Source organism: [Pseudomonas] carboxydohydrogena, assembly GCF_029030725.1.
GTDB lineage: Bacteria > Pseudomonadota > Alphaproteobacteria > Rhizobiales > Xanthobacteraceae > Afipia > Afipia carboxydohydrogena.
Map to the genome: position 1 here is coordinate 393,405 of NZ_CP113162.1, position 26,543 is coordinate 419,947.

Annotated in this window: 27 protein-coding genes; 13 read left to right on the top strand and 14 right to left on the bottom strand. The window is 63.0% G+C overall.

Annotated elements, in window-relative coordinates:
* The first annotated feature begins 10 nt into the window (after positions 1–10).
* From AFIC_RS01885 to AFIC_RS01895, 3 genes are all read left to right on the top strand, one after another.
* Entirely contained in the window at positions 11–478 is a 468-nt protein-coding gene (locus AFIC_RS01885; RefSeq protein WP_275247504.1) for a PH domain-containing protein, read from the top strand.
* Positions 479–490: 12 nt separating this feature from the next.
* Positions 491–1,243: a bifunctional 2-polyprenyl-6-hydroxyphenol methylase/3-demethylubiquinol 3-O-methyltransferase UbiG gene (gene ubiG / locus AFIC_RS01890; protein ID WP_275247505.1), complete on the top strand. Its 753-nt coding sequence runs from the start codon at positions 491–493 to the stop codon at positions 1,241–1,243.
* A gap of 103 nt (positions 1,244–1,346) precedes the next feature.
* Entirely contained in the window at positions 1,347–2,243 is an 897-nt protein-coding gene (locus AFIC_RS01895; protein WP_275247506.1) for a DMT family transporter, read from the top strand.
* Here the strand turns inward: AFIC_RS01895 and AFIC_RS01900 are convergent.
* Genes AFIC_RS01900 through AFIC_RS01920 form a run of 5 tightly spaced genes read right to left on the bottom strand, consistent with a single transcriptional unit; the run spans position 2,240 to position 5,163 of the window.
* Positions 2,240–2,680: an EamA family transporter gene (locus tag AFIC_RS01900; protein WP_275247507.1), complete on the bottom strand. Its 441-nt coding sequence runs from the start codon at positions 2,678–2,680 to the stop codon at positions 2,240–2,242. The genes AFIC_RS01895 and AFIC_RS01900 overlap by 4 nt on opposite strands.
* A gap of 15 nt (positions 2,681–2,695) precedes the next feature.
* Entirely contained in the window at positions 2,696–3,160 is a 465-nt protein-coding gene (locus tag AFIC_RS01905; protein WP_275247508.1) for a DUF1178 family protein, read from the bottom strand.
* Entirely contained in the window at positions 3,157–4,050 is an 894-nt protein-coding gene (locus AFIC_RS01910; RefSeq protein ID WP_275248609.1) for a carbon-nitrogen hydrolase family protein, read from the bottom strand. Before AFIC_RS01910 ends, AFIC_RS01905 begins: the two co-directional genes overlap by 4 nt.
* Before the next feature lie 5 nt (positions 4,051–4,055).
* Positions 4,056–4,331 (bottom strand): glutaredoxin 3, encoded by a 276-nt coding sequence (grxC, locus tag AFIC_RS01915; protein WP_275247509.1) that lies wholly within the window; start codon positions 4,329–4,331, stop codon positions 4,056–4,058.
* Positions 4,332–4,362: 31 nt separating this feature from the next.
* Positions 4,363–5,163 carry a ComF family protein gene (locus tag AFIC_RS01920; RefSeq protein ID WP_275247510.1) on the bottom strand — a complete coding sequence of 267 codons (801 nt, stop codon included), beginning with the start codon at positions 5,161–5,163 and terminating at the stop codon, positions 4,363–4,365.
* 89 nt (positions 5,164–5,252) lie between these two features.
* On the opposite strand from AFIC_RS01920, the gene AFIC_RS01925 reads away from it, so the two are divergent.
* Complete coding sequence (locus tag AFIC_RS01925) at positions 5,253–6,101, top strand: methyltransferase domain-containing protein (protein WP_275247511.1); 849 nt, start codon at positions 5,253–5,255, stop codon at positions 6,099–6,101.
* 13 nt (positions 6,102–6,114) lie between these two features.
* Here AFIC_RS01925 and mutT read toward each other — a convergent pair whose 3' ends face one another.
* The 3 genes from mutT to AFIC_RS01940 all read right to left on the bottom strand — a co-directional run bounded on the left by mutT (position 6,115) and on the right by AFIC_RS01940 (position 8,875).
* On the bottom strand, positions 6,115–6,516 hold the full coding sequence (gene mutT, locus AFIC_RS01930; protein ID WP_275247512.1) for an 8-oxo-dGTP diphosphatase MutT: 402 nt from the start codon (positions 6,514–6,516) through the stop codon (positions 6,115–6,117).
* Positions 6,517–6,591: 75 nt separating this feature from the next.
* Positions 6,592–7,827 carry a bifunctional glutamate N-acetyltransferase/amino-acid acetyltransferase ArgJ gene (gene argJ / locus AFIC_RS01935; protein ID WP_275247513.1) on the bottom strand — a complete coding sequence of 412 codons (1,236 nt, stop codon included), beginning with the start codon at positions 7,825–7,827 and terminating at the stop codon, positions 6,592–6,594.
* Positions 7,828–7,981: 154 nt separating this feature from the next.
* Positions 7,982–8,875 (bottom strand): peptidylprolyl isomerase, encoded by an 894-nt coding sequence (locus AFIC_RS01940; RefSeq protein WP_275247514.1) that lies wholly within the window; start codon positions 8,873–8,875, stop codon positions 7,982–7,984.
* Between the two features lie 356 nt (positions 8,876–9,231).
* Here AFIC_RS01940 and secA point away from each other — a divergent pair, with 356 nt between their 5' ends.
* Entirely contained in the window at positions 9,232–12,066 is a 2,835-nt protein-coding gene (gene secA / locus AFIC_RS01945) for a preprotein translocase subunit SecA (protein ID WP_275247515.1), read from the top strand.
* Positions 12,067–12,140: 74 nt separating this feature from the next.
* Here secA and AFIC_RS01950 read toward each other — a convergent pair whose 3' ends face one another.
* The 4 genes from AFIC_RS01950 to AFIC_RS01965 all read right to left on the bottom strand — a co-directional run bounded on the left by AFIC_RS01950 (position 12,141) and on the right by AFIC_RS01965 (position 15,958).
* Positions 12,141–13,568, bottom strand: coding sequence for a L,D-transpeptidase family protein (locus AFIC_RS01950; protein WP_275247516.1), 1,428 nt, complete (start codon positions 13,566–13,568; stop codon positions 12,141–12,143).
* 192 nt (positions 13,569–13,760) lie between these two features.
* Entirely contained in the window at positions 13,761–14,723 is a 963-nt protein-coding gene (locus tag AFIC_RS01955; protein WP_275247517.1) for an acetyl-CoA carboxylase carboxyltransferase subunit alpha, read from the bottom strand.
* A gap of 115 nt (positions 14,724–14,838) precedes the next feature.
* Complete coding sequence (gene xerD / locus AFIC_RS01960) at positions 14,839–15,798, bottom strand: site-specific tyrosine recombinase XerD (protein ID WP_275247518.1); 960 nt, start codon at positions 15,796–15,798, stop codon at positions 14,839–14,841.
* A gap of 13 nt (positions 15,799–15,811) precedes the next feature.
* Positions 15,812–15,958 (bottom strand): histidine kinase, encoded by a 147-nt coding sequence (locus AFIC_RS01965; protein ID WP_275247519.1) that lies wholly within the window; start codon positions 15,956–15,958, stop codon positions 15,812–15,814.
* Positions 15,959–16,134: 176 nt separating this feature from the next.
* Here AFIC_RS01965 and AFIC_RS01970 point away from each other — a divergent pair, with 176 nt between their 5' ends.
* From AFIC_RS01970 to AFIC_RS01980, 3 genes are read left to right on the top strand one after another with little or no spacing between them, the layout of a single operon-like run.
* Positions 16,135–16,749 (top strand): shikimate kinase, encoded by a 615-nt coding sequence (locus AFIC_RS01970; RefSeq protein ID WP_275248610.1) that lies wholly within the window; start codon positions 16,135–16,137, stop codon positions 16,747–16,749.
* Positions 16,750–16,760: 11 nt separating this feature from the next.
* The gene (gene aroB, locus AFIC_RS01975) at positions 16,761–17,933 is read left to right on the top strand and encodes a 3-dehydroquinate synthase (RefSeq protein WP_275247520.1); all 1,173 of its coding nucleotides are present in this window, start codon (positions 16,761–16,763) and stop codon (positions 17,931–17,933) included.
* Positions 17,930–19,285 (top strand): HlyC/CorC family transporter, encoded by a 1,356-nt coding sequence (locus AFIC_RS01980; RefSeq protein ID WP_275247521.1) that lies wholly within the window; start codon positions 17,930–17,932, stop codon positions 19,283–19,285. The genes aroB and AFIC_RS01980 overlap by 4 nt, the downstream gene beginning before the upstream one ends.
* 7 nt (positions 19,286–19,292) lie before the next feature.
* Here the strand turns inward: AFIC_RS01980 and AFIC_RS01985 are convergent, their stop codons facing one another.
* Entirely contained in the window at positions 19,293–19,559 is a 267-nt protein-coding gene (locus AFIC_RS01985; RefSeq protein WP_275247522.1) for a BolA family protein, read from the bottom strand.
* Between the two features lie 150 nt (positions 19,560–19,709).
* On the opposite strand from AFIC_RS01985, the gene AFIC_RS01990 reads away from it, so the two are divergent.
* Complete coding sequence (locus AFIC_RS01990) at positions 19,710–20,354, top strand: J domain-containing protein (protein ID WP_275247523.1); 645 nt, start codon at positions 19,710–19,712, stop codon at positions 20,352–20,354.
* Between the two features lie 10 nt (positions 20,355–20,364).
* On the opposite strand, the gene AFIC_RS01995 is transcribed toward AFIC_RS01990, so the two are convergent.
* Positions 20,365–21,006, bottom strand: coding sequence for a DedA family protein (locus tag AFIC_RS01995; protein ID WP_275247524.1), 642 nt, complete (start codon positions 21,004–21,006; stop codon positions 20,365–20,367).
* A gap of 286 nt (positions 21,007–21,292) precedes the next feature.
* Between AFIC_RS01995 and cobS the strand changes: the two genes are divergently transcribed.
* From cobS to AFIC_RS02015, 4 genes are all read left to right on the top strand, one after another.
* Positions 21,293–22,291 carry a cobaltochelatase subunit CobS gene (gene cobS, locus AFIC_RS02000; protein ID WP_275247525.1) on the top strand — a complete coding sequence of 333 codons (999 nt, stop codon included), beginning with the start codon at positions 21,293–21,295 and terminating at the stop codon, positions 22,289–22,291.
* Positions 22,292–22,297: 6 nt separating this feature from the next.
* On the top strand, positions 22,298–24,202 hold the full coding sequence (gene cobT, locus AFIC_RS02005) for a cobaltochelatase subunit CobT (protein ID WP_275247526.1): 1,905 nt from the start codon (positions 22,298–22,300) through the stop codon (positions 24,200–24,202).
* 7 nt (positions 24,203–24,209) lie between these two features.
* On the top strand, positions 24,210–25,250 hold the full coding sequence (locus AFIC_RS02010; protein WP_275247527.1) for an esterase-like activity of phytase family protein: 1,041 nt from the start codon (positions 24,210–24,212) through the stop codon (positions 25,248–25,250).
* 214 nt (positions 25,251–25,464) lie between these two features.
* On the top strand, positions 25,465–26,481 hold the full coding sequence (locus AFIC_RS02015; RefSeq protein ID WP_275247528.1) for a Bug family tripartite tricarboxylate transporter substrate binding protein: 1,017 nt from the start codon (positions 25,465–25,467) through the stop codon (positions 26,479–26,481).
* The last annotated feature ends 62 nt before the right edge of the window (positions 26,482–26,543 follow it).

The window sequence follows — 26,543 nt, forward strand, 5'->3', positions numbered from 1 at the left end:
AGTGGATGCGATGGGCCGTTATGTCGACGAGATTTTGCAGCCGGGGGAGCAGCTTCGCTATTCGACCTCGATCCACGGCATCGTCTATGCGCCGGGGCTGGCCTGCCTCGTTCTGGCGGCGGCGGCCCTCGCCGGGGCATGGACGACCACCGAAGGAACCCTGGTCGCGGTGCTGATCGGCGTCGCGGCGGTTCTGGCGGCCCTGGCCCTCGTCTCGCTCCTGAGTGCGTGGTTTCGCCGCTGGACCACGGAAACCGACGTCACCAGCCTGCGGGTGGTGCACAAGGAAGGTTTCATCAAGCGCAACACGTTCGAAATGAGTCTGGACAAGGTCGAAAGCGTCGATGTTGCCCAAAGCATTCTGGGGAGAATTTTCGGTTGGGGCGATGTAACCGTGAAGGGCGTCGGCGAAGGGCATAAAACGATGAACATGATCGCTTCGCCGCTGCAATTCCGTAATCACATCACCGCGCACTGAGGGCGGACCCCCATGACCGACACCTCTCACGCCACGTCTTCCCCGAGCGTCGATCCCGCCGAGATCGCGCGCTTCTCAAAGCTCTCGGAGACATGGTGGGACCCGAACGGCAAAATGAAGCCGCTGCACCGGATCAACCCGCTGCGGCTCGCCTATATCCGCGACGCCGCCTGCCGCAAGTTCGAGCGCAATCCCAAAAGCCTGAATTGCCTGTCGGATTTGCGCATCCTCGATATCGGCTGCGGCGCGGGCCTGCTGTGCGAGCCGCTGGCCCGGCTCGGTGCGCAGGTGGTCGGCATCGATCCGTCCGAGACGAATATTTCGGTGGCGAAGCTGCATGCCGGGCGCGGCCACCTGTCCATCGATTACCGCTGCACCACGGTCGAGCAGATCGATCTGCGCGAGCGGTTCGACATCGTGCTGGCGATGGAAGTCGTCGAGCACGTCACCGATGTCGGTGCGTTTCTGTCGCGTTGCGCGGCGGCGATGAAACCCTCCGGACTGATGACGGTATCGACGCTGAACCGCACCTGGAAAAGTTTTGCGCTCGCCATCGTCGGCGCGGAGTATGTGCTGCGCTGGCTGCCGCGCGGCACGCACCAGTGGGACAAGTTCGTGACGCTCGAAGAACTCACGAACTATCTCGACGCCTGCAAGCTCGGCATCACCGAGCAGACCGGCGTGGTGTTCAATCCCCTTGCCGACCGCTGGAGTCTGTCGTCCGACACGGACGTCAACTACATGGTGATCGCGGAGAGTCTGTAAGGCCGCTGCGGTTTCGCGGTTCTGATATGCAACTGGCTCGCTTGACGGCAACCACGGCATCGTAGCCTTTTGCGGCGATGAAAGATCACCGTCGCGGTTGCTCATGACAAATCTAACATGGCTCTGGATACCCTTCACGCTGGTGGGCGCGGCCGGTCAGGTCGCGCGCAACGCCATGCAGCGGGGCCTCACCGGGCCGCTCGGCACGCTCGGCGCGACGCATATCCGTTTTCTGTTCGGCTTTCCGTTCGCGGTGCTATTTTTGGGCGCGATACTTTTCGCCACCGGCGAACATATCGGCTGGCCTGCCTCCGGTTTTGTCCCGTGGCTGCTGGCGGGAAGTCTCGCGCAGATCGCGGGCACCGCCTTGATGCTGGCGGCGATGCACGAACATTCCTTCGTCGTCACCACCGCCTATCTCAAGACGGAAGCCATACAGGCGGCGGTCTTCGGCTTCGTGTTCCTGGCCGATCATCTCACCGGCATGAAGGTGGCCGGAATTCTGATCGCGACCATCGGCGTGGTGCTGACGGCGCTGCGGCCCGGCGCGCGCGGGTTCGGAAATTTGCGCCCGACATTGCTGGGATTGTTCGCGGCCTCCTTCATGGCGCTGTCGGCGGTCGGCTATCGCGGCGCCATCCTCGAGGTGAAGGGCGTGAGCTTCATGGCCGCGGCGAGTTTCACCCTCGCGGTGGCTTTGCTGCTACAGACGCTGGTGCTGTCCGCCTATCTGCTCGCGCGCAGGCCGGGCGTGATGATTTCGATCTTCCGGCTGTGGAAGCCTTCGATGTTCGCGGGCTTCATGGGCGCCTTCGCCTCGCTGTTCTGGTTTCTGGCCTTCGCGCTGACCCCGGCGGCCAACGTACGCACGCTGGCTCTCGTCGAAGTGCTGATCGCGCAGGTTGCTGCGCATTACGGCATGAAACAGACGATCACCCGGCGGGAGATCGCAGGCGTGGTGCTGATCCTGATCGGGGTGGGATTGCTGGTTGCGGGCTAACGCTTCAGGACGATCACAACCGCCCCCGCAGCAATGAGGGCGATTCCGAGCCAGTTGCTTGTCGAAGGACGTTCGCCAAGAAAGACGACGCCGAACAGCGCCACCAGCACGACGCTCAATTTGTCGATCGGCGCGACCAGCGTGGCCGGGCCGAGCTTGAGCGCGCGAAAATAGCAAAGCCATGATGCGCCGGTGCCAAGCCCCGACAGCAGCAGGAAGGCCCAGGTCTTTGTCGAGATGTTTCCGGGCGACTTGAACTGGTTGGTTGCGAACAGGATCAGTGCAAGGCTTATCAGCACGATCACCGTGCGGATGAAGGTGGCGAGGTCCGGATTGATGTCTTCCACGCCGAGCTTGGCGAAGATCGCGGTGAGGGCGGCGAACGTCGCGGAGAGAAGCGCCCATATCTGCCAGGATGACCAAACGCCAGTGCTCATCGTGATATTCCCTGGCTAGTTCCGCTCGTCCGGCAACAGCGGCAGCGGCATTACCTCGACGCCTTCATCGAGCAGCGAGCGGGTCTCCTCGGCTGTCGCCTGACCGTAGATCGCACGGTGTTCGGAATCGCCGTAGTGGATCTTGCGCGCTTCGCGCGGAAACTGGCTGCCGACATTCTCCGCGTTCTTCTCCACATGCTCGCGCAATTCGCGCAGTTTGGTGACAAGCTCCTGCGCTTCCGGCGCCATCGCCAGAGGCGAGGTTGCAACAGGAGCATCCGGCGGTGCCGCCGGTGCGGGTGCGGCCTTCTTGCTCCTTGAAGCAAGGCGCGGCGCCATGATCGCCTTCTCGACCTTGGCGGAGTCGCAGGCCGGACATGTCACGAGATGCCGCTTGTGCTGGCTCTCATAGGCGCTGGAGCTTTGGAACCAGCTCTCGAAGGTGTGGCCGCATTCGCAACGCAGCGCATAGCGGATCATGACGATCCTCTCACGGCGCGCAGATAGTCGGGATGCTGGTTCGGATCGCGGACGCTGAAGCGGCGGCCGTGTTGCAGCGACGGGATGCTCTTGCGCACGGCCGCGACCCGCGCGGGGTCGATCTCGGCGGTGATGACTCCGGGCTCGGTGCCCCCCTCGGCCATCACCGTGCCCCATGGGTCGATAATCAGCGAATGGCCGAAGGTCTCGCGCTTGTTCTGGTGCAGGCCACCCTGCGCGGCGGCGAAAATGTAGCAGCCGTTCTCGATGGCGCGGGCGCGAAGCAGCGCGTGCCAATGGGCTTCGCCGGTGCGCTTGGTGAAGGCGGCGGGCACCGAGATGAACGTTGCGCCTGCCTCCGCCAGCGCGCGGAACAGCGCGGGGAAACGCAGGTCGTAGCAGATGGTGAGGCCGAGGCGGCCCCACGGCAGATCGGCGATCACCGCGGTTTCGCCCGGCTGGTAGTTGGCGGATTCGCGGTAGCTCTCGCCGTTGTCCAGATCGATATCGAACATGTGGATCTTGTCGTAGCTGGCGAGGACATCGCCGCCCGGCCCGATCAGGAACGAGCGGTTCACCGCGCGCTCCGGCGAAGCCCTCAGCGCGAGTGAGCCGATATGCAGGTAAACCTTCAATTCCGCCGCGAGCGATTGATATGCCTTCAGCGAAGCGTCGTCGGCTTCGCTCGCGAGCAGGTCGAACAGCGCCTTGCGGTTCTCCTGCATCACATTGGTGACTTCCGGCGTCTGGATGTATTGCGCGCCCTGCGCCGCCGCCTCGCGGATGAGTTGTGTCGCCTGCACGAGATTCTCGGCGGGCAGAAGGCCGGTGCGCAACTGCACCAGCGCCGCCTTGAAGGGCGTTGTCCTGGATGAATCGGTGGCTGCCATCTCGGTCATGAGGGCTCTTTCTCTCCGGCCAGCAGGGCATCCAGCCTGCCTGAATCGTCGAGCGCATATAGCTCGTCGCAGCCTCCGACATGATAGCCGTCGATGAAGATCTGCGGAAAGGTGGTGCCGCCCCTGGCGCGCGCCAGCATTTCCTGACGAAAATCCGGGTTCTTGCCGGCGTCGAACTCGGTGAATGCGACTTGCTTGCGCCTGAGTAACGCTTTAGCGCCCGAGCAATAACTGCAACCCGGTCTGGTGTAGATTTCGACGGCGGCGGACATTTGTGCGTTCCATGAAAAATATCGCGGCTGATTATATGGGAGGGCGGAACGCCTCCACAACCCGCGCGAATACCAGCACATCCACCGAAGCCGCCCTGGCGCGCAACAGCGCGCGGGCGCAGGCGTCCACCGTCGCGCCCGAAGTCAGTACGTCGTCCACCAGAATGAAATGCCGCCCCGCGACGGACGCGCGCTTGTCGTCGGCGACCGCGAATGCGCCCTGCACGTTGCGGGCGCGCTCGGCGCGCGACAGGCCGACCTGCTGATGCGTGGCGCGGGTGCGGCGGAGCAGGCCAGCCTGCACGGGAATGCTGGATTGGCGGCCGATGACATTGGCTAGCGCGGCCGACTGGTTGTAGCGCCGCGACCAGCCGCGCTTCCAGTGCAGCGGCACCGGGATCAGCGCATCGGCCTCACTGAGCAATTCGGCTCCAGCGCGAGCCATCCAGCGACCCATCGCGGGCGCCAGATCCGTGCGGTCCTGATACTTCAGCGCATGCACCAGCGTGCCCGCCGCGTCATCGTAGCGCACGGCGGCGCGGGCGCGCTGGTAGGCGGGAGGCGCGGCGATGGCCTCCATCGACAGCAGGCCGGGGCCGGGATCGTAGACAAACGGAATGCCGAGCCGGGCGCAGTAAGGCGGTGCGATGAAGGAGAGCTTCGCCCAGCAGGCAGGGCAGAGCCCTTCACCCGAAACCGGCTCGCGGCAGGAAACGCACAGCGTCGGTAAGGCGATGTCGAGCGCGAGCCGTGCGGCTCGGCGGCCTGCATCGTGGCAGGCACTCCACGCGCCGCGCAAAAGAGGCCGCATCGGTATCGACTGCATCGGCATGAAGCGAGCCTAGCCCTGCCGATGAGGCCGCTCAAGCCTGTTCATGCGAGCGATTGAACGCGGGCGACGTTGGGCGTAACAAGCGGCTCATGACATCCACGTCGCCGCCGAAAATGTTCGATCTCGCGCTGCTCAGGCAGCGGCAGGCGAGGGCCGCGAAAGCTGGTGCCGAGACGTTCCTGCTCGATCGCGTCGTGGAAGACTTAAGCGAGCGGCTTCATGCCGTGGTGCGAGATTTTCGAAACGCGGTCGATCTCGGCTCGCCGGGGCATGGCGTCGTGGATGTGCTCGCGGCCTCGGTCAAGCAATCGCGGCATCTCGATTGGTCTGTAAGCGAGCATGAGGCGCTGCCGCTTGAAGCGAATTCGCTCGATCTCGTCGTCTCCGCGCTGGGGCTGCAATTTGTCAACGATCTTCCCGGAGTGCTCGCGCAAATCCGCCGGGCATTGCAACCGGACGGTTATTTCCTCGCTGCGACGGTCGGCGGCGACACGCTCACCGAATTGCGCCAGTCGTTCGCCGAAGCTGAGGTCGCGCTCGACGGCGGGCTTTCGCCGCGCGTGATCCCGATGCTCGATCTGCGTGATGCGGGCGCGCTGTTGCAACGCGCAGGTTTCGCGCTGCCGGTGACGGATGTCGATCGCGTCACCGTGCGCTACGACAATATGTTCGGCCTGATGCGCGATCTGCGGCGGATGGGTGCAACCAACATGCTGGCGGATCGCCGCCGCACCCCGCTGCGTCGCGCGACGCTGATGCGGGCGGCGGAAGTCTACGCGCAGCGTTTTTCTGATTTTGACGGACGCATCCGCGCGACATTCGACATCGTCTGGATGGCGGGCTGGTCGCCGCATGAGAGTCAACCGAAGCCGCTCAGGCCGGGCTCGGCGAAAATGTCGCTGGAGAAGGCGGTGAGGAAAGCGGGCGCTCGCAAATAGGCACCGTGCGCGGCTACAGCAACAAATCCGTCAGATGCGAGATCAGCGGAATGTCGGCGGGCGGCATCGGATAATCGCGCAATTTGTTCGCGCGTACCCATGCGATCGGCTGAGCCTCGCGTCCGCTGACGGTGCCTTCCCAGCGCCGGCAGATGTAAAGTGGCATCAGAAGATGAAACGTCTCGTAGGCATGGCTCGCGAATGTCAGCGGCGCGAGGCAGGATTCCTGCACCGTGATGCCGAGTTCTTCGTGCAGTTCGCGGATCAGCGCAGGCTCGGGCCGCTCGCCCGGCTCGAGCTTGCCGCCGGGAAATTCCCACAGCCCGGCAAGTTGCTTGCCTTCGGGGCGCTGCGCGATCAATACACGATTGTCGGTGTCGATCAGCGCGCAGGCGACGACCAGAGTGAGTTTCATATGGTTCACCAGGTCATTCCGGGTTCGCGCCAAGCGGCGCGCCCCGGAATGACGTTGAGGTGTAATGCTTGTGCATCACGACCTGTAATCGCCGTTGATCGCGACATACTCCTTGGTGAGGTCGCAGGTCAGCACCCGGTCGCGACCCTTGCCGAGGCCGAGCGCGACCTTGATGGTGATCTTCGGTTGCTTCATCAGCGATGACACTTCCGCCTCGTCGTAGGAAGGATCGCGCATGCCCTTGTGGGCGACACGCACACCGTTGAAGTAGATCGCAAGCCTGTCGCGGTTGGCGGGCTCGCCGGCCTTGCCGACAGCCATCACCACGCGGCCCCAATTGGCGTCCTCGCCGGCGATGGCGGTCTTCACCAGCGGCGAATTCGCGATCGACATCGCGATCTTGCGCGCGGAGTTCTTTGACGTCGCGCCTTCGACCAGCACCTCGACGAGCTTGCGCGCGCCTTCGCCGTCGCGTGCCACTTGTTCGGCGAGATCGGCCAGCACTTCGCGGAAGGCCTTCGTGAACGCTTTCAGGCGCGGGTCGGAGGCGCGCGATATTTTAGGCGCGTTCTTCGCCGTGCCGGTGGCGAACGCCAGCAGCGTGTCGGAGGTCGAGGTGTCGCCGTCGATGGTGATGGCGTTGAACGTGTCCTCGACACCGCCCTTGAGCAGCGCCTGCAAAGCGGCGGCAGAGATTGGCGCGTCGGTGAACACAAAGGACAGCATCGTCGCCATGTCGGGCGCGATCATGCCCGCGCCCTTGGCGATGCCGTTGATGGTGACCCTGGCGTTGCCGAGCTTCACGGTTTTGGTCGCGAGCTTCGGAAACGTGTCGGTGGTCATGATGGCGCGCGCGGCCTCATTCCAGCCGCCGGGCGCGGCCTTCTGCGCGAGGTCGTCAAGCACGCCGTTGAACTTGGTGGCGTCGAGCGGTTCGCCGATCACGCCGGTCGAGGCCAGAAAAATCTGGTCGGCGCTGCCGCCGGTCGCGGTTGCCGCGATCTTCGCGGTCAGCGCGGTCGCGGTCTTGCCGGTCTTGCCGGTGAAGGCGTTGGCGTTGCCGGAATTGACCACCAGCGCGCGGGCAACACCCTTCTTCAGTTTGGCGCGGCACCAGTCGACGGCGGCACTCGGGCACTTCGATCTGGTGAAGACGCCTGCGACCGTGGTGCCCTTGCCGAACAGCGCCAGCAGCACATCGGTGCGGCCCTGATAGCGGATGCCAGCGGCGGCGGTGGCGAGCCTGACGCCATCTATGACCGGAAGTTCGGGGACGGAGGTCGGAGCGAGGGGGGAAACGGTGGTGGACATGCGATGAGACCTGGATCAACGGAAATGCGTCATGGCCGGATTTATTCCGGCCATCCACGTCTTATGCCTCCATTGATGAAGCCCTCAAGACGTGGATGCCCGGCACAAGGCCGGGCATGACGTCAGGTTAGTCAGTTCTGCCGGCGAAGTCGATTTACTTCTTCGCAGGAGCCGGTGCGGCCTTCGGATCGGCGGGCTTGGCCGCGTCGGTCTTCTGGTCGAGCCGTTCGATCTTTGCGTCCGAGCGCAGCTTGGCAACGTACTCGGCCTGCGCCTTGCGAATGACGAAGGCTTCAAGCTGCGGCTTCACCTGTTCGAAGGGCGGAGCCTTGCGGGCGCGCTTTTCCTCGACCTTGATGACGTGCCAGCCGAACTGCGACTTCACAGGTTCGGAAATCTTGCCGGGTTCGAGCGCGAAGGCGGCGGCGGAGAATTCCGGCACCATCTGATCCTTGGTGAAGAAGCCGAGGTCGCCGCCATCGGACGCGCCGGGGTCCTTCGATTTCTTCTTCGCGAGTTCGGCGAAATCGGCGCCCTTCTTCAATTCGGCGATGATCTCCTTGGCTTCGGCCTCGGTCCCGACCAGGATGTGACGGGCGTGAACTTCCTGCTCGCCGGAAATCTGCTTGGCGGCGTCGTCATAGACCTTCTTCAGCGCCTCGTCGGTGACGGCCGCCTTGCCTTCCTGATCGAGCAGGGTGTCCATCAGGAGCCGGCTGCGGGTGAAGGCGAGCTTCTGCTTGAAGTCGGGGGTGTCGGCGATCTTCTTGTCTTCCGCGGCCTTGGCCACGAGTTTCAGGTCGATCAGGAGCTGCACGACGCTGGCCTGGCGGGAGGCCGGGTCAAGCTGGGCGAGGCTCGGGCCGATGTCCTTTTCCGCAGCGGTGACATCGCTTTGCCGGATCTCGGACCCGTTAACCTTGGCGAGGACAGGATTGTCGTCGGCGCGCAGCGGCTGGGCCGCCATCAGGGTCACGGCCATGCAAAGCGCGGCGGTCGAGAGCAGGCCAAGGCGCACGGCGGATGTCGTGCGGGTCGGGAGGGTCATGGAATATCCTTTTCTGATCAAAAGCGGAGAACAGCGAAGTCGCGGGGACACTCGCCCAACCGCCCGCCGATGGCAACGCGAAAACCCGTCAAAATCATGAAATCCTTGAGAGGTTGGCGCGTTGACAAGCCCTTGGGGGACCCATATCTCTCCCGGCAACCGGCTTTTGGCGCAGGGGTTTTTACCGCGCGCCGCAGGGCCGGTGATCTTCAGCATTTTGCTGCTCCACACCTTGCAGGCATCCGCCCGCGAGGACCGGTCGCAAAAAGGCCATGCGTGCAGTCTTGATGACGGATGACCTTAACGGACGATCCGGTTTCGGGATCGCAAGCCAAACTGACAGACGGGATTAAACGATGATCGGCGCGCTCGCCCGCAAATTATTCGGCTCCGCCAACGACCGGCGGGTGAAGGGATATCAGGCGAGGGTCGATGCCATCAATGCGCTGGAGCCCGAGCTTGTCGCGCTCTCCGACGAGGCGCTGAAGGCGCGCACCGCGGAGTTCAAGGAGCAACTCGCGAACGGCAAGACGCTCGACGACATTCTCGTTCCGGCATTCGCCACCGTGCGCGAGGCCGCCAAGCGCACGCTCGGCCAGCGCCATTTCGACGTGCAGCTGATCGGCGGCATGGTGCTGCACGAGGGCGACATCGCCGAGATGAAGACCGGCGAAGGCAAGACGCTGGTCGCGACGCTCGCGGTCTATCTCAACGCGCTCGCGGGCAAGGGCGTCCACGTCGTCACCGTCAACGACTACCTCGCCAAGCGCGACGCCGAATGGATGGCGCAGGTCTACGGTTTCCTCGGCCTCACCACCGGCATCATCGTTCACGGCCTCGACGATGCCGAGCGGCAGGCGGCCTATCGCTGCGACATCACCTACGGCACCAACAACGAATACGGTTTCGACTATCTGCGCGACAACATGAAGTATCGTCTGGAGGATATGGTCCAGCGCGAACACTTCTTCGCCATCGTCGACGAAGTCGACTCGATCCTGATCGACGAGGCGCGCACCCCGCTCATCATCTCCGGCCCGCTCGACGACCGCTCGGAGTTCTACAACACCATCGACACCTTCATGCCGCACCTCGAAAAGACTGCGGACTTCGAGGTCGATGAGAAGCAGCGCACGGTCACGCTCACCGAAGCGGGCATGGAAAAGATCGAGACGCTGCTGCGCGATGCGGGCCAGCTCAAGGGCGAGTCGCTCTACGACGTCGAGAACGTCTCGGTCGTGCATCATGTCAATCAGGCGCTACGCGCGCACTCGCTGTTCACGCGGGACAAGGACTACATCGTGCGCGATGGCGAAGTCGTCATCATCGACGAGTTCACCGGCCGCATGATGCCGGGCCGCCGCTATTCGGAGGGCCTGCATCAGGCGCTTGAGGCGAAGGAGCATCAGCCGGTCCAGCCGGAGAACCAGACGCTCGCCTCGATCACGTTCCAGAATTACTTCCGCATGTACAAGAAGCTCGCGGGCATGACCGGCACCGCGGCGACCGAGGCGGACGAATTCTTCGACATCTACAAGCTGGAGGTGGTCGAGATCCCGACCAACCTGCCGATCGCGCGTCTCGATGAAGATGACGAGGTCTATCGCACCTCGCGCGAGAAATATACCGCGATCCTCGCCGAGATCGAGCGCGCGAATTCGCGGATGCAGCCGGTTCTGGTCGGCACGGCGTCGATCGAGAAATCCGAAGTGCTGGCCGATTTCCTGAAAGAACACGGCTACAAGCAGATCGACTTCGCCAACCCGAAGTCGATGGCCAAGCTCTATGACGCCGCGCGCGCGGGCAAGCCCTCGAAGCTGTTCGCGGTGCTGAACGCGCGCTTCCACGAGCAGGAAGCCTACATCGTCGCCGAAGCGGGCGTGCCGGGCGCGATCACCATCGCCACCAACATGGCGGGCCGCGGCACCGACATCAAACTCGGCGGCTCGCTGGAAATGCGCGCCGCTGCCGCGACCGCTGGCATCGAGGATGCGGCGGAGAAAGAAAAGGTCGTCGAGGGCATCAAGGCCGATATCGAGAAATTCAAGACCATGGTGCTTGCGGCGGAGGAAACCGTCGAACTCGATCCCGGCAAGCCCGGCGGCAAGACGATCCAGAAGCCGGGTGGCCTCTACATCATCGGCTCCGAGCGCCATGAGTCCCGCCGTATCGACAATCAGCTGCGCGGCCGCGCCGGCCGTCAGGGCGACCCCGGCCGCACCAAGTTCTATCTGTCGCTCGACGACGACCTGATGCGCATTTTCGGCTCGGATCGTCTCGACAGCATGTTGCAGCGCCTCGGTCTCAAGGAAGGCGAGGCGATCATCCATCCGTGGATCAACAAGGCGCTGGAAAAAGCGCAGCAGAAGGTCGAGGCGCGCAACTTCGACATCCGCAAGAACCTGCTGAAGTACGATGACGTGCAGAACGATCAGCGCAAGGTGATCTTCGAACAGCGCATCGACCTGATGCGCGACCAGAACGTCAGCGAAACCGTCACCGACATGCGCCATGGCCTGATCGAAGGTCTGGTCGCCAAGCATATCCCCGAGCACGCTTATGCCGAGCAGTGGGATGTGTCCGGGCTGCATGAGGAATTGAAGCGCGTGCTCGATCTGGACCTGCCGGTCGAGGACTGGGCCAAGGAAGAAGGCATCGCCGACGAGGAGATGCTGGCGCGGCTCGAGAAGCATGTCGACGAGCACATGGCGGCGAAGTCCGCGCAATGGGGCCCCGACGTGATGCGCTACGTCGAGAAGACCATCCTGCTCCAGACGCTCGACCATCTGTGGCGCGAGCACTTGGTGATGCTCGATCACCTGCGTCAGGTGATCGGCTTGCGCGGCTACGGCCAGCGCGATCCGTTGCAGGAATACAAGTCGGAAGCGTTCGAGCTGTTCGAATCGTTGATCGCGCATCTGCGCGAGGCGGTGACCGCGCAGCTGATGCGTGTCGAGATCGTGCCGCCGGACGAGCAGCCGCCGATGCCGGTGATGGAAGCCCACAAGTTCGATCCGAACACCGGCGAGGACGAAGTGGCGCGCGTGCAGACGGCGATGGCGGCGGCGCCTGTGCCTGCGTCACAGCGCGATCCGGCGAATCCCGCGACATGGGGCAAGGTCGGCCGCAACGAGGATTGCCCTTGCGGCTCGGGCAAGAAGTTCAAGCACTGTCACGGCCGCTTCGCGTAAGCGCGCTGCGATTGCCGCACCAATAAAAAACGCCGGTCGAGGGACCGGCGTTTTTTTGTGACGATTGAAGCGTCCTACTGGAAGCTCGACCAGCGGCTGTTGAACGAATTGGCGGGCGCGGTGGGTTGCGCTCCGGCGATCGTCTCGGGCGGCATCGGAGCAGAGGGCTTCGATTCAGCAGGCCTGGTCTCGGGTCCGGCCTGCGCCGTGCGGTTGAGCGGAATGACCCGGGGCTCGGGCATCCTGACTTCGGGGGCGCGCGCGGGCGCCACGTTTTTCGCGATGGCCTTCGACTTCGGCGCGGGAGCCTGTTTTGGCGCGGGCGCAGCCTGCGGCTCGGCGGGTTGCTCGCGCTTCCAGCCGACCTTGCTGGCGAGAGCCGAGAAAACGCTCGGGCCGCCGGTCTGGCTCGCCGTCTCGGACGAAGAACTCGTTGCGGCTGTCTCCATCACCGCGCCTTCCGGCGCGCGCGGCGGATTGACGTAAGAGGGGATCGTTCCCGGCGCGGGACTTGAGGCTGAAATGGTGTAGTCGTTGACGTCGCTCACCGCGATCGACTGCGAGTCCGGCAGCTTGGTGGCGAATACCGGATGCATGCCGCCATCGATGCCCGCGCGCGACTTCGCCAGCCGTGCGCCACGCGAAATCAGCTCGGCGAGCTTGCTGCGGTCGGCGCGCTCCTTGTCCTGAAGCGCCTGGGCGACCTCCGGGTTGAGCTGATAGGCCGGGCACTTGCCGGTGGGGTTGAACGCCAGCGGCTTGCCGCCCGGCAGCGGTTCGGCGTTGAAGACATATTTCTTGTCGCAGACGTCGACCTTCGGCTCGGTCTTGGTGACCTCGAAGATGTCGTTGCCTTCCTTGAGCATGCGCCAGAACGGCATGTTCGGATTGTCGCGATACTTCGCCATGTTCTGCGGTGTCATCCGGAACGGATAGGCCTGCACCTGGAACGCGGTCTGGCCGCCGAAGAAGGATTCGCGGCCCAATGAATAGATTTCCGAGATCTGTTCGTCGGTCATCGCGTAGCAGCCGCGCGACGAGCAGTCGCCGTGCACCATGAGCTGCGAGCCGGTGCGGCCCCAGGCGCGGTCATAGGCGTTCGGATAGCCCATGTTGAAGGAGAGATAGTAGGCCGAGGCCGGATTCATCTGTCCCGGCGTGATGGAGTAGAAGCCCTCCGGCGTCTGGCGGTCGCCTTCGCGGATCTTCGGGCCGAGATCGCCGGACCAGCGGCAGATCGCATAGGTCTTCAACAGCCCGAAGCGTCCGCTGCGATCCTGCTTCCAGACCTCGAGTTCGGATTCCTGCTTGAACAGGCGCACCAGGATCGGCGAGCCCTTGTCCATGTTCTTGGCTTCCATCTCGGCCAGGAGTTTTTCAGGAATAGGCTTGGTGGCCTTGGCGCTCTGCGCAAGATTCTCGCCGTTGCAGCCGGCCAGCAAAGTGCCGGTCGCCAAAGCTGCGGAAACCATCAATGCGCGGATGAGGGAACGGTTGATCAAGATGCACCCTGCGCTTCGGATTCCACGACGCGAATGCCGCGGCGTGCGGGAACCTGAACGAGCGGATATTTCCGATTATTATCCTTAAAGAACCTTCACCCGCAAGCTGGAGGGGTGTGAGGAACCCGTCCCATAGTGAAAGTAAAGTTAAGTCAAATTTCACGAAAAAGCCACGATTGCGGCGGGACGCCCTCAGCCGAGGCGGCGTCCGATATCGAGAAATTTCTGCCGCCGCTGGGTGCGGACAGCCACCGGATCGAGCGAGGCGAGATCGCGGAACGATTGCGCGATGGCATCGCCCGTGCGCGCGATCATGTCGGCGGCATCGCGATGCGCGCCGCCCGGCGGTTCTTTCAGGATGGTGTCGATGATGCCGAACCGCGCGAGGTCCTGCGCGGTGATTTTCAGGTTGGTGGCGGCTTCCTGAGCCTTGGCGGCGTCGCGCCACAGGATCGAGGCCGCACCTTCCGGCGAGATCACGCTGTAGACGGCATGCTCCAGCATCAGCACGCGGTTGGCGGTGGCGATGGCGATCGCGCCGCCCGAGCCGCCCTCGCCGAGAATGACGGCGACGTTCGGCACCGTGAGGTTGAGGCAGGCTTCCGTCGAGCGCGCGATGGCTTCGGCCTGTCCACGCTCCTCCGCACCGATGCCGGGATAGGCGCCAGCGGTGTCCACAAGCGACAACACCGGGATGCCGAAGCGGTCGGCCATCTCCATCAGCCGCACAGCCTTGCGATAGCCTTCGGGGCGCGCCATGCCGAAATTGTGCTTGAGACGGCTCTCGGTGGTGGAGCCTTTCTCCTGGCCGAGGATGCAGACGCTTTCGCCGCGAAAGCGTCCGAAGCCGCCGATCATGGCGTCGTCGTCGCTGAACTTGCGGTCGCCCGCGAGCGGGGTGAATTCGGTGATGAGGCCCGCGATATAATCGACGCAATGCGGCCGCTGCGGATGGCGCGCGACCTGTGTTTTCTGCCATGGCGTCAGATTGGCGTAGAGATCGTGCAGCGCGATCTTCGCCTTGTCCTCGATCCGCGAGATCTCCTCGCCGATATCGCTGCCGCCGGCCGCGAGCGTGCGCAACTCGTCGATCTTCGAATCGAGTTCGGCGACGGGCTTTTCAAAGTCGAGATAGCTGCGGATCGGATCGGCCATGAAAACAAATATAGGATGGAATGGAAGGATTGTGCGGCGGGCGGAAACTGGACTTAGGGACCTCCCAAGTCAAGCGCGGCGGAACGAAAGATAAACGACTGAAATATTTGAAATATTATTTTTCCGCGAGCGGATGAAGGTCGCGCACCAGACTCTTCAATCGCTCCTCCACCACATGGGTATAGATCTGCGTCGTGGAGATGTCGGTGTGGCCGAGCAGGGTCTGCACGATACGTAAATCCGCGCCATTATGCAGCAGGTGGCTCGCGAAGGCGTGACGGAGCACATGCGGGCTGATGAGGCGCGGCGAAATACCGGCGGCGACCGCAAGCTCCTTCAGATCGCGTGCAAAATGCTGCCGCGTCAGGTGCCCGCTCTCTCCCGAGGACGGAAACAGCCATTTTGAGGCGGGTTCGGGCTTTGCCTTTTCGCCCTTGTCTTCCCTAGCGGACCCGGCAGCGGCGAGGTAGGCGGCCATCGCATCGCGCGAACTCTGGTTGAGGGGGACGAGACGCTCCTTGTCGCCCTTGCCGCGCACCACGATCATCCGTGCATCGCGCCGCGCTGCGGATACAGGAAGCGCCACCAATTCCGAGACGCGCAGGCCGGTGGCGTACAGCACCTCGAGCAGGCACCACAGCCGCATCGCGCGCAGCTTCTGCAATGGTGATTGATCGCGGTCCGCGAATTCGCGCGCCTTCGCGAGCAATCGATCGACATCGGCGATGGACAAAACTTTCGGCAGCGCGCGGCCGCGCCTGGGGCCTGCGAGAATCGCGGCGGGATCGTCGCTGCGCTTGCGCTCGTTGAGCAGAAAGCGAAACAGATGCCGCATCGACGACAGCCGTCGCGCCACGCTTGATGATTTGAAACCGCGATGGTCGAGGTCGGCGAGATAGTCGCGCAGCGCCTGCGTATCGGCGCGCGCGAAATCCTGTTTGGCGCGCGCGAGAAAAGCCGCGAGGTCCTCGAGGTCGCTGCGGTAGGCGTTGAGCGTGTTGTCGCCCGCGCCCTGTTCGGCGGCGAGCATGTCGAGAAACAGATCGATCGTTCTTGCGTCGGAGGATGCGGCCATCACGCCTCCTACGTCATTTCTTCTGGAACTTGTCCTGAGAGATGTTGATCGTCATCTCACGGGGCGTCGGTTTGACGAAATTCGCCAGCGCATACACGGCGCCGTAGATCAGGCCGCCGATGATCGCGATCACGCTCAGGAAGCGAAACAGACTTGGCATTGGTTTTCCGGCATCGGCATCTGCCGTCCCCATCTCCGGGCGCCCCGGCAGCCTCGGAGCGTTAACGACATCCACCATGTTCGGGCCGTTTCAGCAAGCCTTCCATAATGTCCTCTATGGCAAGGCGGCCGAAGGCGGTAAGATGGCCGGATATGAGCCCCGACGAGCCAGTGGAAATGCCCGAAATCCTTGCCCGGCAAGGTGTTGCCCAGAACCAGATCGCCGACATTCTGTCCGCGCTCGGGACGCGGGCGGTTGTCTTTGTCGGCATGATGGGATCGGGGAAATCCACCGTCGGGCGGCGGCTGGCCGCGCGGCTGCGGCTGCCGTTCGTCGATGCCGATCATGAGATTGAAACGCGGCACGGCGGCATGACGATCACCGAGATTTTCGCCAATCATGGCGAGCCGTATTTCCGCGAGGGCGAGGCCAAGGTGATTGCGGCGCTGCTCGATGGCGGCGCGCAGGTGCTCGCGACCGGCGGGGGTGCTTTCCTGCGCGAGGACACGCGCGCGCGGATTCGCGACAAGGCGGTCTCGATCTGGTTGAAGGCGGATGGCCCCACCATCCTGCGCAGGGTGAAGCGCCGCTCCGATCGGCCGCTGCTGCAAACCGAAGACCCGGCTGCGACCATTGAGCGTCTGATTGCCGCACGCGAGCCGTTCTACGGCCTCGCGGATATGTCCATCGTGTCGCGCGACGTGCCGCACGACAAGATCGTCGATGAGTGCATCGACGCGCTCCATGAATATTTGTGCGGAACGCCTGTCGCTTTCGCAAACAGGACTTAAATAGGATTCCGATGCCGGCCGCCGCTGAAACAAAATCCCGTCCCAACGATGCGACGATGCTCGAGGTCGGCCTTGGCGCGCGTTCCTATCCCATCGCGATCGGGCGCGGCCTGCTGCCTTCTCTCGGCGAGCGCATCAAGGAGATCCGGCCCGGCGCGCGCGCGGCCATCGTCACCGACCGCACGGTGGCGCGGCACTGGCTCGTCCCGGCGATGGATGCGCTGAAGTCGGCGGGCGTTGAAGCGGCGCTGCCGATCATCGTCGACGATGGCGAAGGATCGAAAAGCTACGGCGTGCTCGAGGATGTCAGCGAAGGGCTGATCGGCGCCAAGATCGAGCGCAACGATCTTGTCGTGGCGCTCGGCGGCGGCGTGGTCGGCGATCTCGCGGGTTTTGCCAGCGCCATCGTGCGCCGCGGCGTCGATTTCGTGCAGGTGCCAACCTCACTGCTCGCGCAGGTCGATTCCTCCGTCGGCGGCAAGACCGGAATCAATTCACCGAAAGGCAAGAACCTGATCGGCGCATTCCATCAGCCGGTTCTGGTGTTGGCCGACACCGCCGTGCTCGACACGCTGTCTCAGCGACAGTTCCGCGCGGGCTATGCGGAAGTCGCGAAATACGGGCTGCTCGGCGATCTCGGATTCTTCGAGTGGCTGGAAAAAAATTACGACGGGATTTTCTCAGGGAGTGCGGCGCGCGAACATGCGGTCGCCGCAAGCTGCCGCGCCAAGGCGGGCATCGTGGGGCGTGACGAGTTCGAGACCGGCGAGCGCGCGCTGCTCAATCTCGGCCACACCTTCGGCCACGCGCTGGAAGCCGCGACCGGATTTTCCGATCGCCTGTTTCACGGCGAGGGCGTCGCGATCGGTATGACTCTCGCTGCGGAATTTTCCGCGCGGCGCGGGATGATTTCGCAAGACGATGTGGCGCGCGTGCAGGCGCATCTGGCCGCCGTCGGCCTGCCGACGCGGTTGCAGGATATCTCGGGCTTCACCCAGGAAGGCGTCGGCGACGCGGATGCGCTGTTGTCGCTGATGTTCCAGGACAAGAAGGTCAAGCGCGGCAAGCTCACCTTTATCCTGCTGGAAGAGCTCGGCCGCGCCGTCATCGTCAACGATGTCGATCCGGCGCAGGTGCGCGAGTTTCTCGCTGAAAAGCTTGTAGCGGATACAAGACGGATATGAACTCCACGGCGCTCAATCTGCTGATTGCGGCTCTTCTGCTTGCGGCCAATGCTTTCTATGTCGCGGCGGAATTCGCGCTGGTTAAAAGCCGGGGTTTTCGAATCAAGACGATGGTGGAGCAGCGCCGGTTCGGTGCCGACCTCGTGCAAACAATCCTGGATGACATCGAGGCTTATCTCGCTTGCTGCCAGCTCGGCATCACCATGGCGTCGCTTGGCCTCGGCTGGGTCGGAGAGCCGACGGTTGCTGCGCTGCTGGAGCCGGTTCTCGTGCCTCTCGGCCTGTCCCAGTCAGCGCTGCATCTGACGTCGTTCGTGACCGGCTTTCTGGTCTTTTCCTCGCTGCACATTGTCATCGGCGAGCAGGTGCCCAAGACATTCGCCATCAGGCGTCCGGAGCCGGTGTCGCTCTGGATCGCGTATCCATTACGTGTGTCGTATATTTTATTTTATCCGCTGAACCGCCTGCTGAACAACGCCAGCAGCGGGTTGCTGCGGCTGCTCGGTGTGCAGGAGATTTCCCAGCACGAAGTTTTGACCGGCACGGAGATCGAGGGGCTGGTCGGCGAGTCCGCCGAGTACGGCAAGATCGAAAGCGGGGAGGCCGAATATATTCAGAATGTGTTTCGTTTCGGCGATCTCGTGGTATCGGACGTCATGGTCCATCGCACGGCGATGGTGATGGTGAACGCCGATCTTCCGTCCGAGGAACTCGTGGGGGCGGTGCTTGCGAGCGAGTACACGCGAATTCCGTTATGGCGCGGCAAGCCGGAGAATATCATCGGTGTCCTTCACGCCAAGGATCTGTTGCGTGCGATCCGGCAGACGGACGGTGACATCTCCAGGGTTGACGTAAGCGCGATCGCGCTGCCGCCATGGTTCGTTCCGGAAATGCGCCTGATCTCCGAACAGCTCAAGGCGTTCCGCCGCCGCAAGACGCATTTTGCGTTGGTGGTGGACGAGTATGGCGAGGTCGAGGGTCTGGTAACTCTGGAGGATATTCTGGAAGAAATCGTCGGCGATATTTCCGACGAGCACGACGTCGCCGTCGCGGGTGTGCGAGCCCAGCCCGATGGGTCCGTCGTGGTTGACGGCAGTGTGCCGATTCGCGATCTCAACCGCGCGATGAACTGGGAGCTTCCTGATGAGGAGGCGACCACCATCGCGGGCCTCGTCATTCACGAGGCGCGCTCGATCCCGGATCGCGGCCAGATATTCACCTTCCACGGCTTCCGCTTCCGGGTGCTTCGCCGCGAGCGCAACCGCATCACCGCGCTGCGAATCTTCCCCTTGCCGCAAGCGGTCGAGGAGCCGATGCCGCGCCGCGCCGGCAGGGCATTCAGCTTTTTCTGAAGGGCGGCTATTCGCCGGGTGCCAGTGTCTTCAGCGCCAGAGCATGGACGCGGCCCGCGAGATCGTCGGCCAGGATCGCATTGATCATCCGGTGGCGCTCGACGCGGCTCTTCCCTTCGAAGGCGCGAGACACAATATGAACCCTGAAATGCGTTTCGCCGCTGGGGCGATGCCCGGCGTGCCCTTCATGCAAATGCGATTCGTCGATGACGTCGAGGCTTTCCGGATGGAGAGCGTCGGTCAGTTTTTTTTCGATGGTGTCTCTGGCGGTCATGATATCCGCAATATCGCGCGTTATTGAGCGCCGTCAATGCGCTTGGCTTGCGGTCCTTATGATTTGCGGTCGGCAGTCGCTGCGATGTATAATCCACGGTTCGCGAAACTCGCGATTTTCCTGTCCTCTTGAGCCGAATTGTCCGAGCTGATGTCGTCCTTCGATTCGAAATATTTTGACAAGATCCGTATTAAACCTGCCGCGAAGGGAAAACCCCGCGTCAAGGAAGAGGCGGTGACGTGCGAATGGCCGGATTGCAAGAATCCAGCGCCGCATCGCGCGCCGAAGGGCCGCGGCAAGGAGCGGGAATACTGGCACTTCTGCCTCAATCATGTGCGTGAATACAACCAGTCCTATAATTTCTTCTCGGGCATGAGCGACGAGGCGGTCGCGCGCTATCAGAAAGATGCGCAGACCGGCCATCGCCCGACCTGGAAGATGGGCGCGAACACCGGCAAGGGCAAAGGCAAGGCCGGTGTCGAGGACGAGTTCGAGGGCGCGCTCGATCCGTTCGCGATGTTCCAGGAAATGAACGGGCGCGGCCGCTGGCGGCCGGGACCGGGCGCGAAGGCGGAAACCAAGACCGAGACGCGGAAGGTCATGAACGCCGAGCGCAAGGCGCTTCAGGTGATGGGATTAGGCGCGGACGCCACGCTCGAGATGGTGAAGACCAAATACAGGCTGCTGGTGAAGCAGCATCATCCCGACGCCAATGGCGGCGATCGCTCGACCGAGGATCGGCTGATCGAGATCGTCAAGGCATACAATTATCTGAAGACCGTGGTCCGCCCGTAGGGCCCGCGGGTTATTTGCAGGCCGCGGCATCCAGCGCGCGGCGGCGTGTCCGCCGGCAGCGAAACGCCCAGATTGCCGCGCCGATCGCGATCAGCCCGCAGACCAGCGGTAATGCGTAGTGCTCGGCCTTCGCGCCCCATTGCTCGACGGCCGATCCGGCAAGAACGCCGGGCAGGATCATCGCGGGGGCCCATGTCAGAACGGCCAGGGCATCAATGGCGAAAAATTTCGGAGGCGGCATGTCGAGCGCGCCTGCGGTGATCGGCACGAACGCCCGGATCGGCGGAACGAAGCGGGCGAAGAACACCGCGAACGTGCCGTAGCGCAGGAAGAAGCGCTCGCTCTCCGCGATCAGGACCGGGTATTTCGACATCGGCCACAGCGACAGCACACGCCGCTTCTGTGCGTAGCCGAGCCAGTAGGCAAGGCCGTCGCCCAACGCCGCGCCGGCAATGGCCGCGATCAGGATCGGCGCGATCTTCAGATTGCCGCTCGGGACCAGCGCGCTCAGCGCTAAAATCACGGTCGAGCCCGGCACGATCGAACCCGCCAGCGGCACGGCTTCGAGAAACGCCGACAGGAAGATCACAAGATAGGCAACGGCGCCGTGGGACGAGACGAAGGCGACGATGAGATCGAGATACTGGCTCACGCACGATCCAAAATGTGGAATGAAGGAACGGTTGGACCGCCTATAGGTGGGAACGCAGAGAGGAAATCCAATGCGGCGTTGCAAATCTGCGGGCCTGCCCGGCAAACATGCGGTACCGGGAGGCCTTCAATAATTCCGATAAATGGACTATGTTTTTGATGTAACGAAAGAACTTTTAGCAGTCGCAAGGCTTCTGCCGTTTGCGGCTCTCTGCTAGGTTCACCCCGCATCCCACCCGCGCGAACAATGCACGTCTGGTTTCGGGAGCATCCGAGACCACGGAGGAATGATGACTGCCGCCACTTTGCAATCGCAGGAAGCCACCCGTTTGCCGGACATGAAGGTGTCCGTGCGCCAGGTTTTCGGCATCGACAGCGATCTCGAGGTCCCCGCTTATTCGGAGGTCGATCCCCACGTGCCGGATGTCGATCCGGATTATCGCTTCGACCGCGCGACCACGCTCGCCATTCTCGCAGGCTTCGCCAAGAACCGCCGCGTCATGGTCACGGGCTTCCACGGCACTGGCAAGTCCACGCATATCGAGCAGGTCGCCGCGCGGCTGAACTGGCCGTGCGTGCGCGTCAACCTCGACAGCCACATCAGCCGCATCGACCTCGTCGGCAAGGATTCGATCGTCGTCAAGGACGGCAAGCAGGTCACCGAATTCCGTGACGGCATTTTGCCGTGGGCGCTACAGAACAACATCGCGCTGGTGTTCGACGAATACGACGCGGGCCGTCCGGATGTGATGTTCGTGATCCAGCGCGTGCTGGAAGTCTCCGGCCGTCTGACGCTGCTCGACCAGAACAAGGTCATCAAGCCGCATCCGGCGTTCCGCCTGTTCGCCACCGCCAACACCATCGGCCTCGGCGACACCTCGGGCCTTTATCACGGCACCCAGCAGATCAACCAGGGCCAGATGGACCGCTGGTCCATCGTCACCACGCTGAATTATTTGCCGCACGACGAGGAAGTCGAGATCGTGCTCGCCAAGGCGAAGCACTATCGCAACGACGCCGGCCGCGACATCGTCAACAAGATGGTGCGGCTCGCGGACCTCACGCGCAACGCCTTCGCCAATGGCGACCTCTCCACCGTGATGAGCCCGCGCACGGTCATCACCTGGGCGGAAAACGCGGAGATCTTCGGCGATCTCGGCTTTGCGTTCCGCGTCACCTTCCTCAACAAGTGCGACGAGCTGGAGCGCCCGCTGGTGGCCGAATTCTATCAGCGCTGCTTCAACGTCGATCTGCCGGAAAGTGCCGTCAACGTCGCACTGAGCTGAGCAGGCATGAGCAGCAGCGCATCGAACGTCAAGTTCAGGCAGTCCTCGAAGGAAGCGCCGGCGGAGCCGTTCAAGCGGGCGGTGACCTCGTGCCTGAAGGCGATCGCGCAGAAGGCCGAACTTGACGTCACGTTTTCCGCCGAGCGGCCGGGCATCGCGCCCGGCAAGGCGCGGCTGCCGGAGCCCTCGCGCAAGCTGACCCGGAAGGACGCCGCGATCGTGCGCGGCCACGCGGATTCGATCGCGTTGCGGCTCGCCTGTCACGATCCGAAACTTCACCGCAAGCTCGCGCCGAGCAACCAGCAGGCCCGCGCGGTGTTCGAGGCGATGGAGCAGGCGCGCGTCGAGGCCATCGGCTCAAAGCGGATGGCGGGGGTCGCCAGGAATCTCAACGCGATGCTGGATGATCATTTCCATCGCGGCAAGTATGACGAAATCACCGACCGCGCCGATGCGCCGCTGGCGGATGCGCTGGCGATGCTGGTGCGCGAACGCCTGACAGGGCAGGCGCCGCCTGTGGCCGCGCGCCGGATCGTCGATCTGTGGCGGCCGATCCTGGAGGAAAAGGTCGGTCACCGGCTCGATCAGTTGCAGGGCCTCACCGAGGATCAGGCGAAGTTCGGCGAGTCGATCCAGGACGTGCTGACCGCGCTCGAACTCAGCGACGAGCGGATCTCCGAGCCGGACGAAGACGAGAACGAGGAAGAGGACAAGAAGGGCGGCGACAAGGGCGAATCCGGTCAGGAAGCCGAGGCCGACAAGGACGAGACGGACGAGGCGTCCGCCGACCAGTCGCAATCGCAGAGCGAGGATGTCTCGTCGGATAGCGTCATCGATGCATCGCAACTCGCCTCGAGTGAGGATTACGACGAAGGCGACATGGGCGAGGAAGATACGCCCGGCGACGCCACGCGGCCGCACCAGCATGGACGCAACGAGCCGAAGGGCCCCGAATATCACGCTTTCGCGCCGAAATTCGACGAGGTCATTTCCGCGGACGAGCTGTGCGACGCCGAGGAACTGACGCGGCTGCGCGGCTATCTCGACAAGCAGCTTGCGCATTTGCAGCATGTGGTCGCGCGCCTCGCCAACCGCCTGCAACGCCGGCTGATGGCCCAGCAGAACCGGGCGTGGGAATTCGATCTCGAGGAAGGCATGCTCGACCCGGCGCGGCTGTCGCGTGTCGTCACCGATCCGTTCCATCCGCTCTCCTTCATGCACGAGAAGGAGGCAACCTTCCGCGATACGGTGGTGACGCTGCTGCTGGACAATTCCGGTTCGATGCGCGGCCGCCCGATCACCGTCGCTGCAACCTGCGCCGACATTCTGGCGCGGACACTGGAGCGCTGCGGCGTCAAGGTCGAGATTCTCGGCTTCACCACGCGGGCCTGGAAGGGCGGGCAATCGCGCGAGGCGTGGCTTGCGGCAGGCAAGCCCGCCAATCCCGGTCGCCTGAACGATCTGCGCCACATCATCTACAAGTCGGCGGATGCTCCGTGGCGGCGCGCGCGCAAGAATCTCGGCCTGATGATGCGCGAAGGGCTTCTCAAGGAGAACATCGACGGCGAGGCGCTCGATTGGGCGCACAAGCGTCTGCTCGCGCGCCCCGAACAGCGCAAGATCCTGATGATGATCTCGGACGGTGCGCCGGTTGACGATTCGACGCTCTCGGTGAATTCCGGAAATTATCTGGAGCGGCATCTGCGCTGGATCATCGAGGAGATCGAGACCCGTTCGCCGGTGGAGTTGATCGCCATCGGCATCGGCCACGATGTCACGCGTTACTACAGGCGTGCGGTGACGATCGTGGATGCGGAAGAACTCGGCGGCGCCATTACCGAAAAGCTCGCCGAACTGTTCAGCGAAACCCACGGCGCGCCTCCGGCAGACCGTCGCCGCAAGCTGCACTGAGCAGGCCATGGCGCGCCGCATTTCCCGCCGCGCGTTTCTGGGACGTGTGGCTGGCGGCCTCGCCGCCGCGCAGATCGTTCCTTTACTTCAGACCCGCGCGCAGGCGCGATCCGCGGATGGGATCGTTCCGGTCGAAGTCAATGCGCGGGCGCTGGTCTCCTTCGACCTGCGCGATCCCTCGCATGTCCGCTTCGGTTCGTTTCAATTCCGCAGCGGATTGGTGCTGACCTCGCCATTCCGCAAATTCGGCGGGCTGTCTTCGCTGCACCTCGATGCCGCGGGCGAGAATTTCGTGATGGCGAGCGACAAGGGCGACTGGTTCACCGGACGCCTTGTCTATAACGGCGATGCTCTAAGCGGGTTGGCCGATGTGAGGTCGGCGCCGATGCGCGACCGCGACGGTCAGCCGCTCGCGGCGAAAGGCTGGTTCGATACCGAATCGCTGACCTTCGATGGCTCGATCGCCTATGTCGGGATCGAGCGGGTCAACAAGATCGTGCGGTTCGACTTCGACAAGGGTGGCATCCTCGCACGCGCGGAGGATGTCGTGGCGCCGCCGGAAATCGCAAAACTGCCTTATAATCGGGGGCTGGAATCGCTGGTTTATATCGGCAAGGGGCATCGGCTCGCCGGTACGATACTTGCGGTCTCGGAACGCTCTCTCGATGCGAGAGGCAACATCGCGGCCTTTCTGATCGGCGGCCCTTCGCCTGGTATTTTTCATATCAAGCGGTCGAATGACTTCGACGTCAGTGATGCTACACTGCTGCCGTCAGGAGATGTCTTGCTGCTGGAACGGAAGTTTTCCCTGACCAAGGGAGTTGGCATCCAAGTACGTTGTATACCAGTTTCGGTAATTGCCCCGGGTTCGCTCGTCGATGGGCCGGTTATCTTCGAGGCTGATTTAGGTGCTGAGGTCGATAATTTCGAAGGCATCGCGGCTCATGTGGCGCGATCCGGAGAGACAGTTATTACATTGATTTCAGATGATAATTTCTCTGTTATCCAAAGAACGCTGCTGCTCCAGTTCACATTGCTCGACCGGTGAATGCCGCTCTTTGTGCGATTGCAGCAAAATGATGCCATGCAATAGATTTGAAGGGGTGTGCGACAGAACGCCCTGCGACAGATCGTCTCATCCCCCCATCTGGCATATGTAAAATTCTTCCAGTCCGTTGCACGATCCCTATCGCGGTAGTGCCAATTACCGTTCCAAAATAATCCGGCATCAAAGACCGGCTGGTGTTTCAGGGAGGATATGCATGAGTGTACGTACGAAGACGAGTTATGCCTTTGCCGCATTGCTCGGTGCCGCCGCTTTCGGGCTGGCTCCGATGTCTGCGATGGCCGCGTGGGAGCCCACGCGTCCTGTTGAACTGGTCGTGCCGGCAGGCACGGGCGGCGGCGCCGACCAGATGGCGCGCGTCGTGCAAGGCATCATCAGCAAGCACAATCTGATGAAGCAGCCGATGATCGTCGTGAACAAGTCGGGCGGCGCCGGTGGCGAAGGCTTCCTCGACGTCAAGGGTTCGCGCAACAATCCGCACAAGCTGATCATTACGCTGTCGAACCTGTTCACCACGCCGCTCGCGACGGGTATCCCTTTCTCCTACAAGGATCTCACCCCGGTCACGATGATGGCGCTGGACGAATTCATCCTCTGGGTGAACGCGGACAAGCCGTACAAGACCGCGAAGGAATACATCGACGCGATCAAGGCCGCGCCGGATGGCCAGTTCCGCATGGGCGGTACCGGCTCGAAGCAGGAAGACCAGATCATCACCGTCGCGCTTGAAAAGGCGACCGGCAAGAAGCTCACCTACATCCCCTACAAGGGCGGTGGCGAAGTTGCCGTTCAGCTCGTCGGCAATCACATCGACTCCAGCGTGAACAACCCGATCGAGGCCGTGGCGCAGTGGCGCGGTGGCAAGCTGCGTCCGCTCTGCGTGTTCGACAGCAAGCAACTCGCCTACAACGACAAGGTGGCGGGCGATCTGGCATGGTCCAGCATCCCGACCTGCAAGTCGCAGGGCCTGGACGTTGAATACCTGATGCTGCGTGGCTTCTTCATGGCTCCCGGCGCGACGCCGGATCAGGTCGCCTACTACGTCGATCTGATGAAGAAGGTGCGTGCGACTCCGGAATGGGCCCAGCTCATGAAGGATGGTGCCTTCAACCAGACCGCTCTCAGCGGCGCTGAATACCTGAAGTGGGTCGATGATGCCGAGAAGACCCACGAGACCCTGATGAAGGACGCAGGGTTCATCGCGAAAAAGTAATCGTCACAATTGTGAACCCGGCGAACATCGTCGTTCGCCGGGTGAACTCTTTCCGCGCAAGG

Excerpts from the sequence above, each read along its gene's own strand:
- AFIC_RS01885 (WP_275247504.1), top strand. The coding sequence starts at position 11 with ATGGGCCGTTATGTCGACGAGATTTTGCAGCCGGGGGAGCAGCTTCGC.
- ubiG (WP_275247505.1), top strand. The coding sequence starts at position 491 with ATGACCGACACCTCTCACGCCACGTCTTCCCCGAGCGTCGATCCCGCC.
- AFIC_RS01895 (WP_275247506.1), top strand. The coding sequence starts at position 1,347 with ATGACAAATCTAACATGGCTCTGGATACCCTTCACGCTGGTGGGCGCG.
- AFIC_RS01900 (WP_275247507.1), bottom strand. The coding sequence starts at position 2,680 with ATGAGCACTGGCGTTTGGTCATCCTGGCAGATATGGGCGCTTCTCTCC.
- AFIC_RS01905 (WP_275247508.1), bottom strand. The coding sequence starts at position 3,160 with ATGATCCGCTATGCGCTGCGTTGCGAATGCGGCCACACCTTCGAGAGC.
- AFIC_RS01910 (WP_275248609.1), bottom strand. The coding sequence starts at position 4,050 with ATGGCAGCCACCGATTCATCCAGGACAACGCCCTTCAAGGCGGCGCTG.
- grxC (WP_275247509.1), bottom strand. The coding sequence starts at position 4,331 with ATGTCCGCCGCCGTCGAAATCTACACCAGACCGGGTTGCAGTTATTGC.
- AFIC_RS01920 (WP_275247510.1), bottom strand. The coding sequence starts at position 5,163 with ATGCCGATGCAGTCGATACCGATGCGGCCTCTTTTGCGCGGCGCGTGG.
- AFIC_RS01925 (WP_275247511.1), top strand. The coding sequence starts at position 5,253 with ATGACATCCACGTCGCCGCCGAAAATGTTCGATCTCGCGCTGCTCAGG.
- mutT (WP_275247512.1), bottom strand. The coding sequence starts at position 6,516 with ATGAAACTCACTCTGGTCGTCGCCTGCGCGCTGATCGACACCGACAAT.
- argJ (WP_275247513.1), bottom strand. The coding sequence starts at position 7,827 with ATGTCCACCACCGTTTCCCCCCTCGCTCCGACCTCCGTCCCCGAACTT.
- AFIC_RS01940 (WP_275247514.1), bottom strand. The coding sequence starts at position 8,875 with ATGACCCTCCCGACCCGCACGACATCCGCCGTGCGCCTTGGCCTGCTC.
- secA (WP_275247515.1), top strand. The coding sequence starts at position 9,232 with ATGATCGGCGCGCTCGCCCGCAAATTATTCGGCTCCGCCAACGACCGG.
- AFIC_RS01955 (WP_275247517.1), bottom strand. The coding sequence starts at position 14,723 with ATGGCCGATCCGATCCGCAGCTATCTCGACTTTGAAAAGCCCGTCGCC.
- xerD (WP_275247518.1), bottom strand. The coding sequence starts at position 15,798 with ATGGCCGCATCCTCCGACGCAAGAACGATCGATCTGTTTCTCGACATG.
- AFIC_RS01965 (WP_275247519.1), bottom strand. The coding sequence starts at position 15,958 with ATGCCAAGTCTGTTTCGCTTCCTGAGCGTGATCGCGATCATCGGCGGC.
- AFIC_RS01970 (WP_275248610.1), top strand. The coding sequence starts at position 16,135 with ATGCCCGAAATCCTTGCCCGGCAAGGTGTTGCCCAGAACCAGATCGCC.
- aroB (WP_275247520.1), top strand. The coding sequence starts at position 16,761 with ATGCCGGCCGCCGCTGAAACAAAATCCCGTCCCAACGATGCGACGATG.
- AFIC_RS01980 (WP_275247521.1), top strand. The coding sequence starts at position 17,930 with ATGAACTCCACGGCGCTCAATCTGCTGATTGCGGCTCTTCTGCTTGCG.
- AFIC_RS01985 (WP_275247522.1), bottom strand. The coding sequence starts at position 19,559 with ATGACCGCCAGAGACACCATCGAAAAAAAACTGACCGACGCTCTCCAT.
- AFIC_RS01990 (WP_275247523.1), top strand. The coding sequence starts at position 19,710 with ATGTCGTCCTTCGATTCGAAATATTTTGACAAGATCCGTATTAAACCT.
- cobS (WP_275247525.1), top strand. The coding sequence starts at position 21,293 with ATGATGACTGCCGCCACTTTGCAATCGCAGGAAGCCACCCGTTTGCCG.
- cobT (WP_275247526.1), top strand. The coding sequence starts at position 22,298 with ATGAGCAGCAGCGCATCGAACGTCAAGTTCAGGCAGTCCTCGAAGGAA.
- AFIC_RS02010 (WP_275247527.1), top strand. The coding sequence starts at position 24,210 with ATGGCGCGCCGCATTTCCCGCCGCGCGTTTCTGGGACGTGTGGCTGGC.
- AFIC_RS02015 (WP_275247528.1), top strand. The coding sequence starts at position 25,465 with ATGAGTGTACGTACGAAGACGAGTTATGCCTTTGCCGCATTGCTCGGT.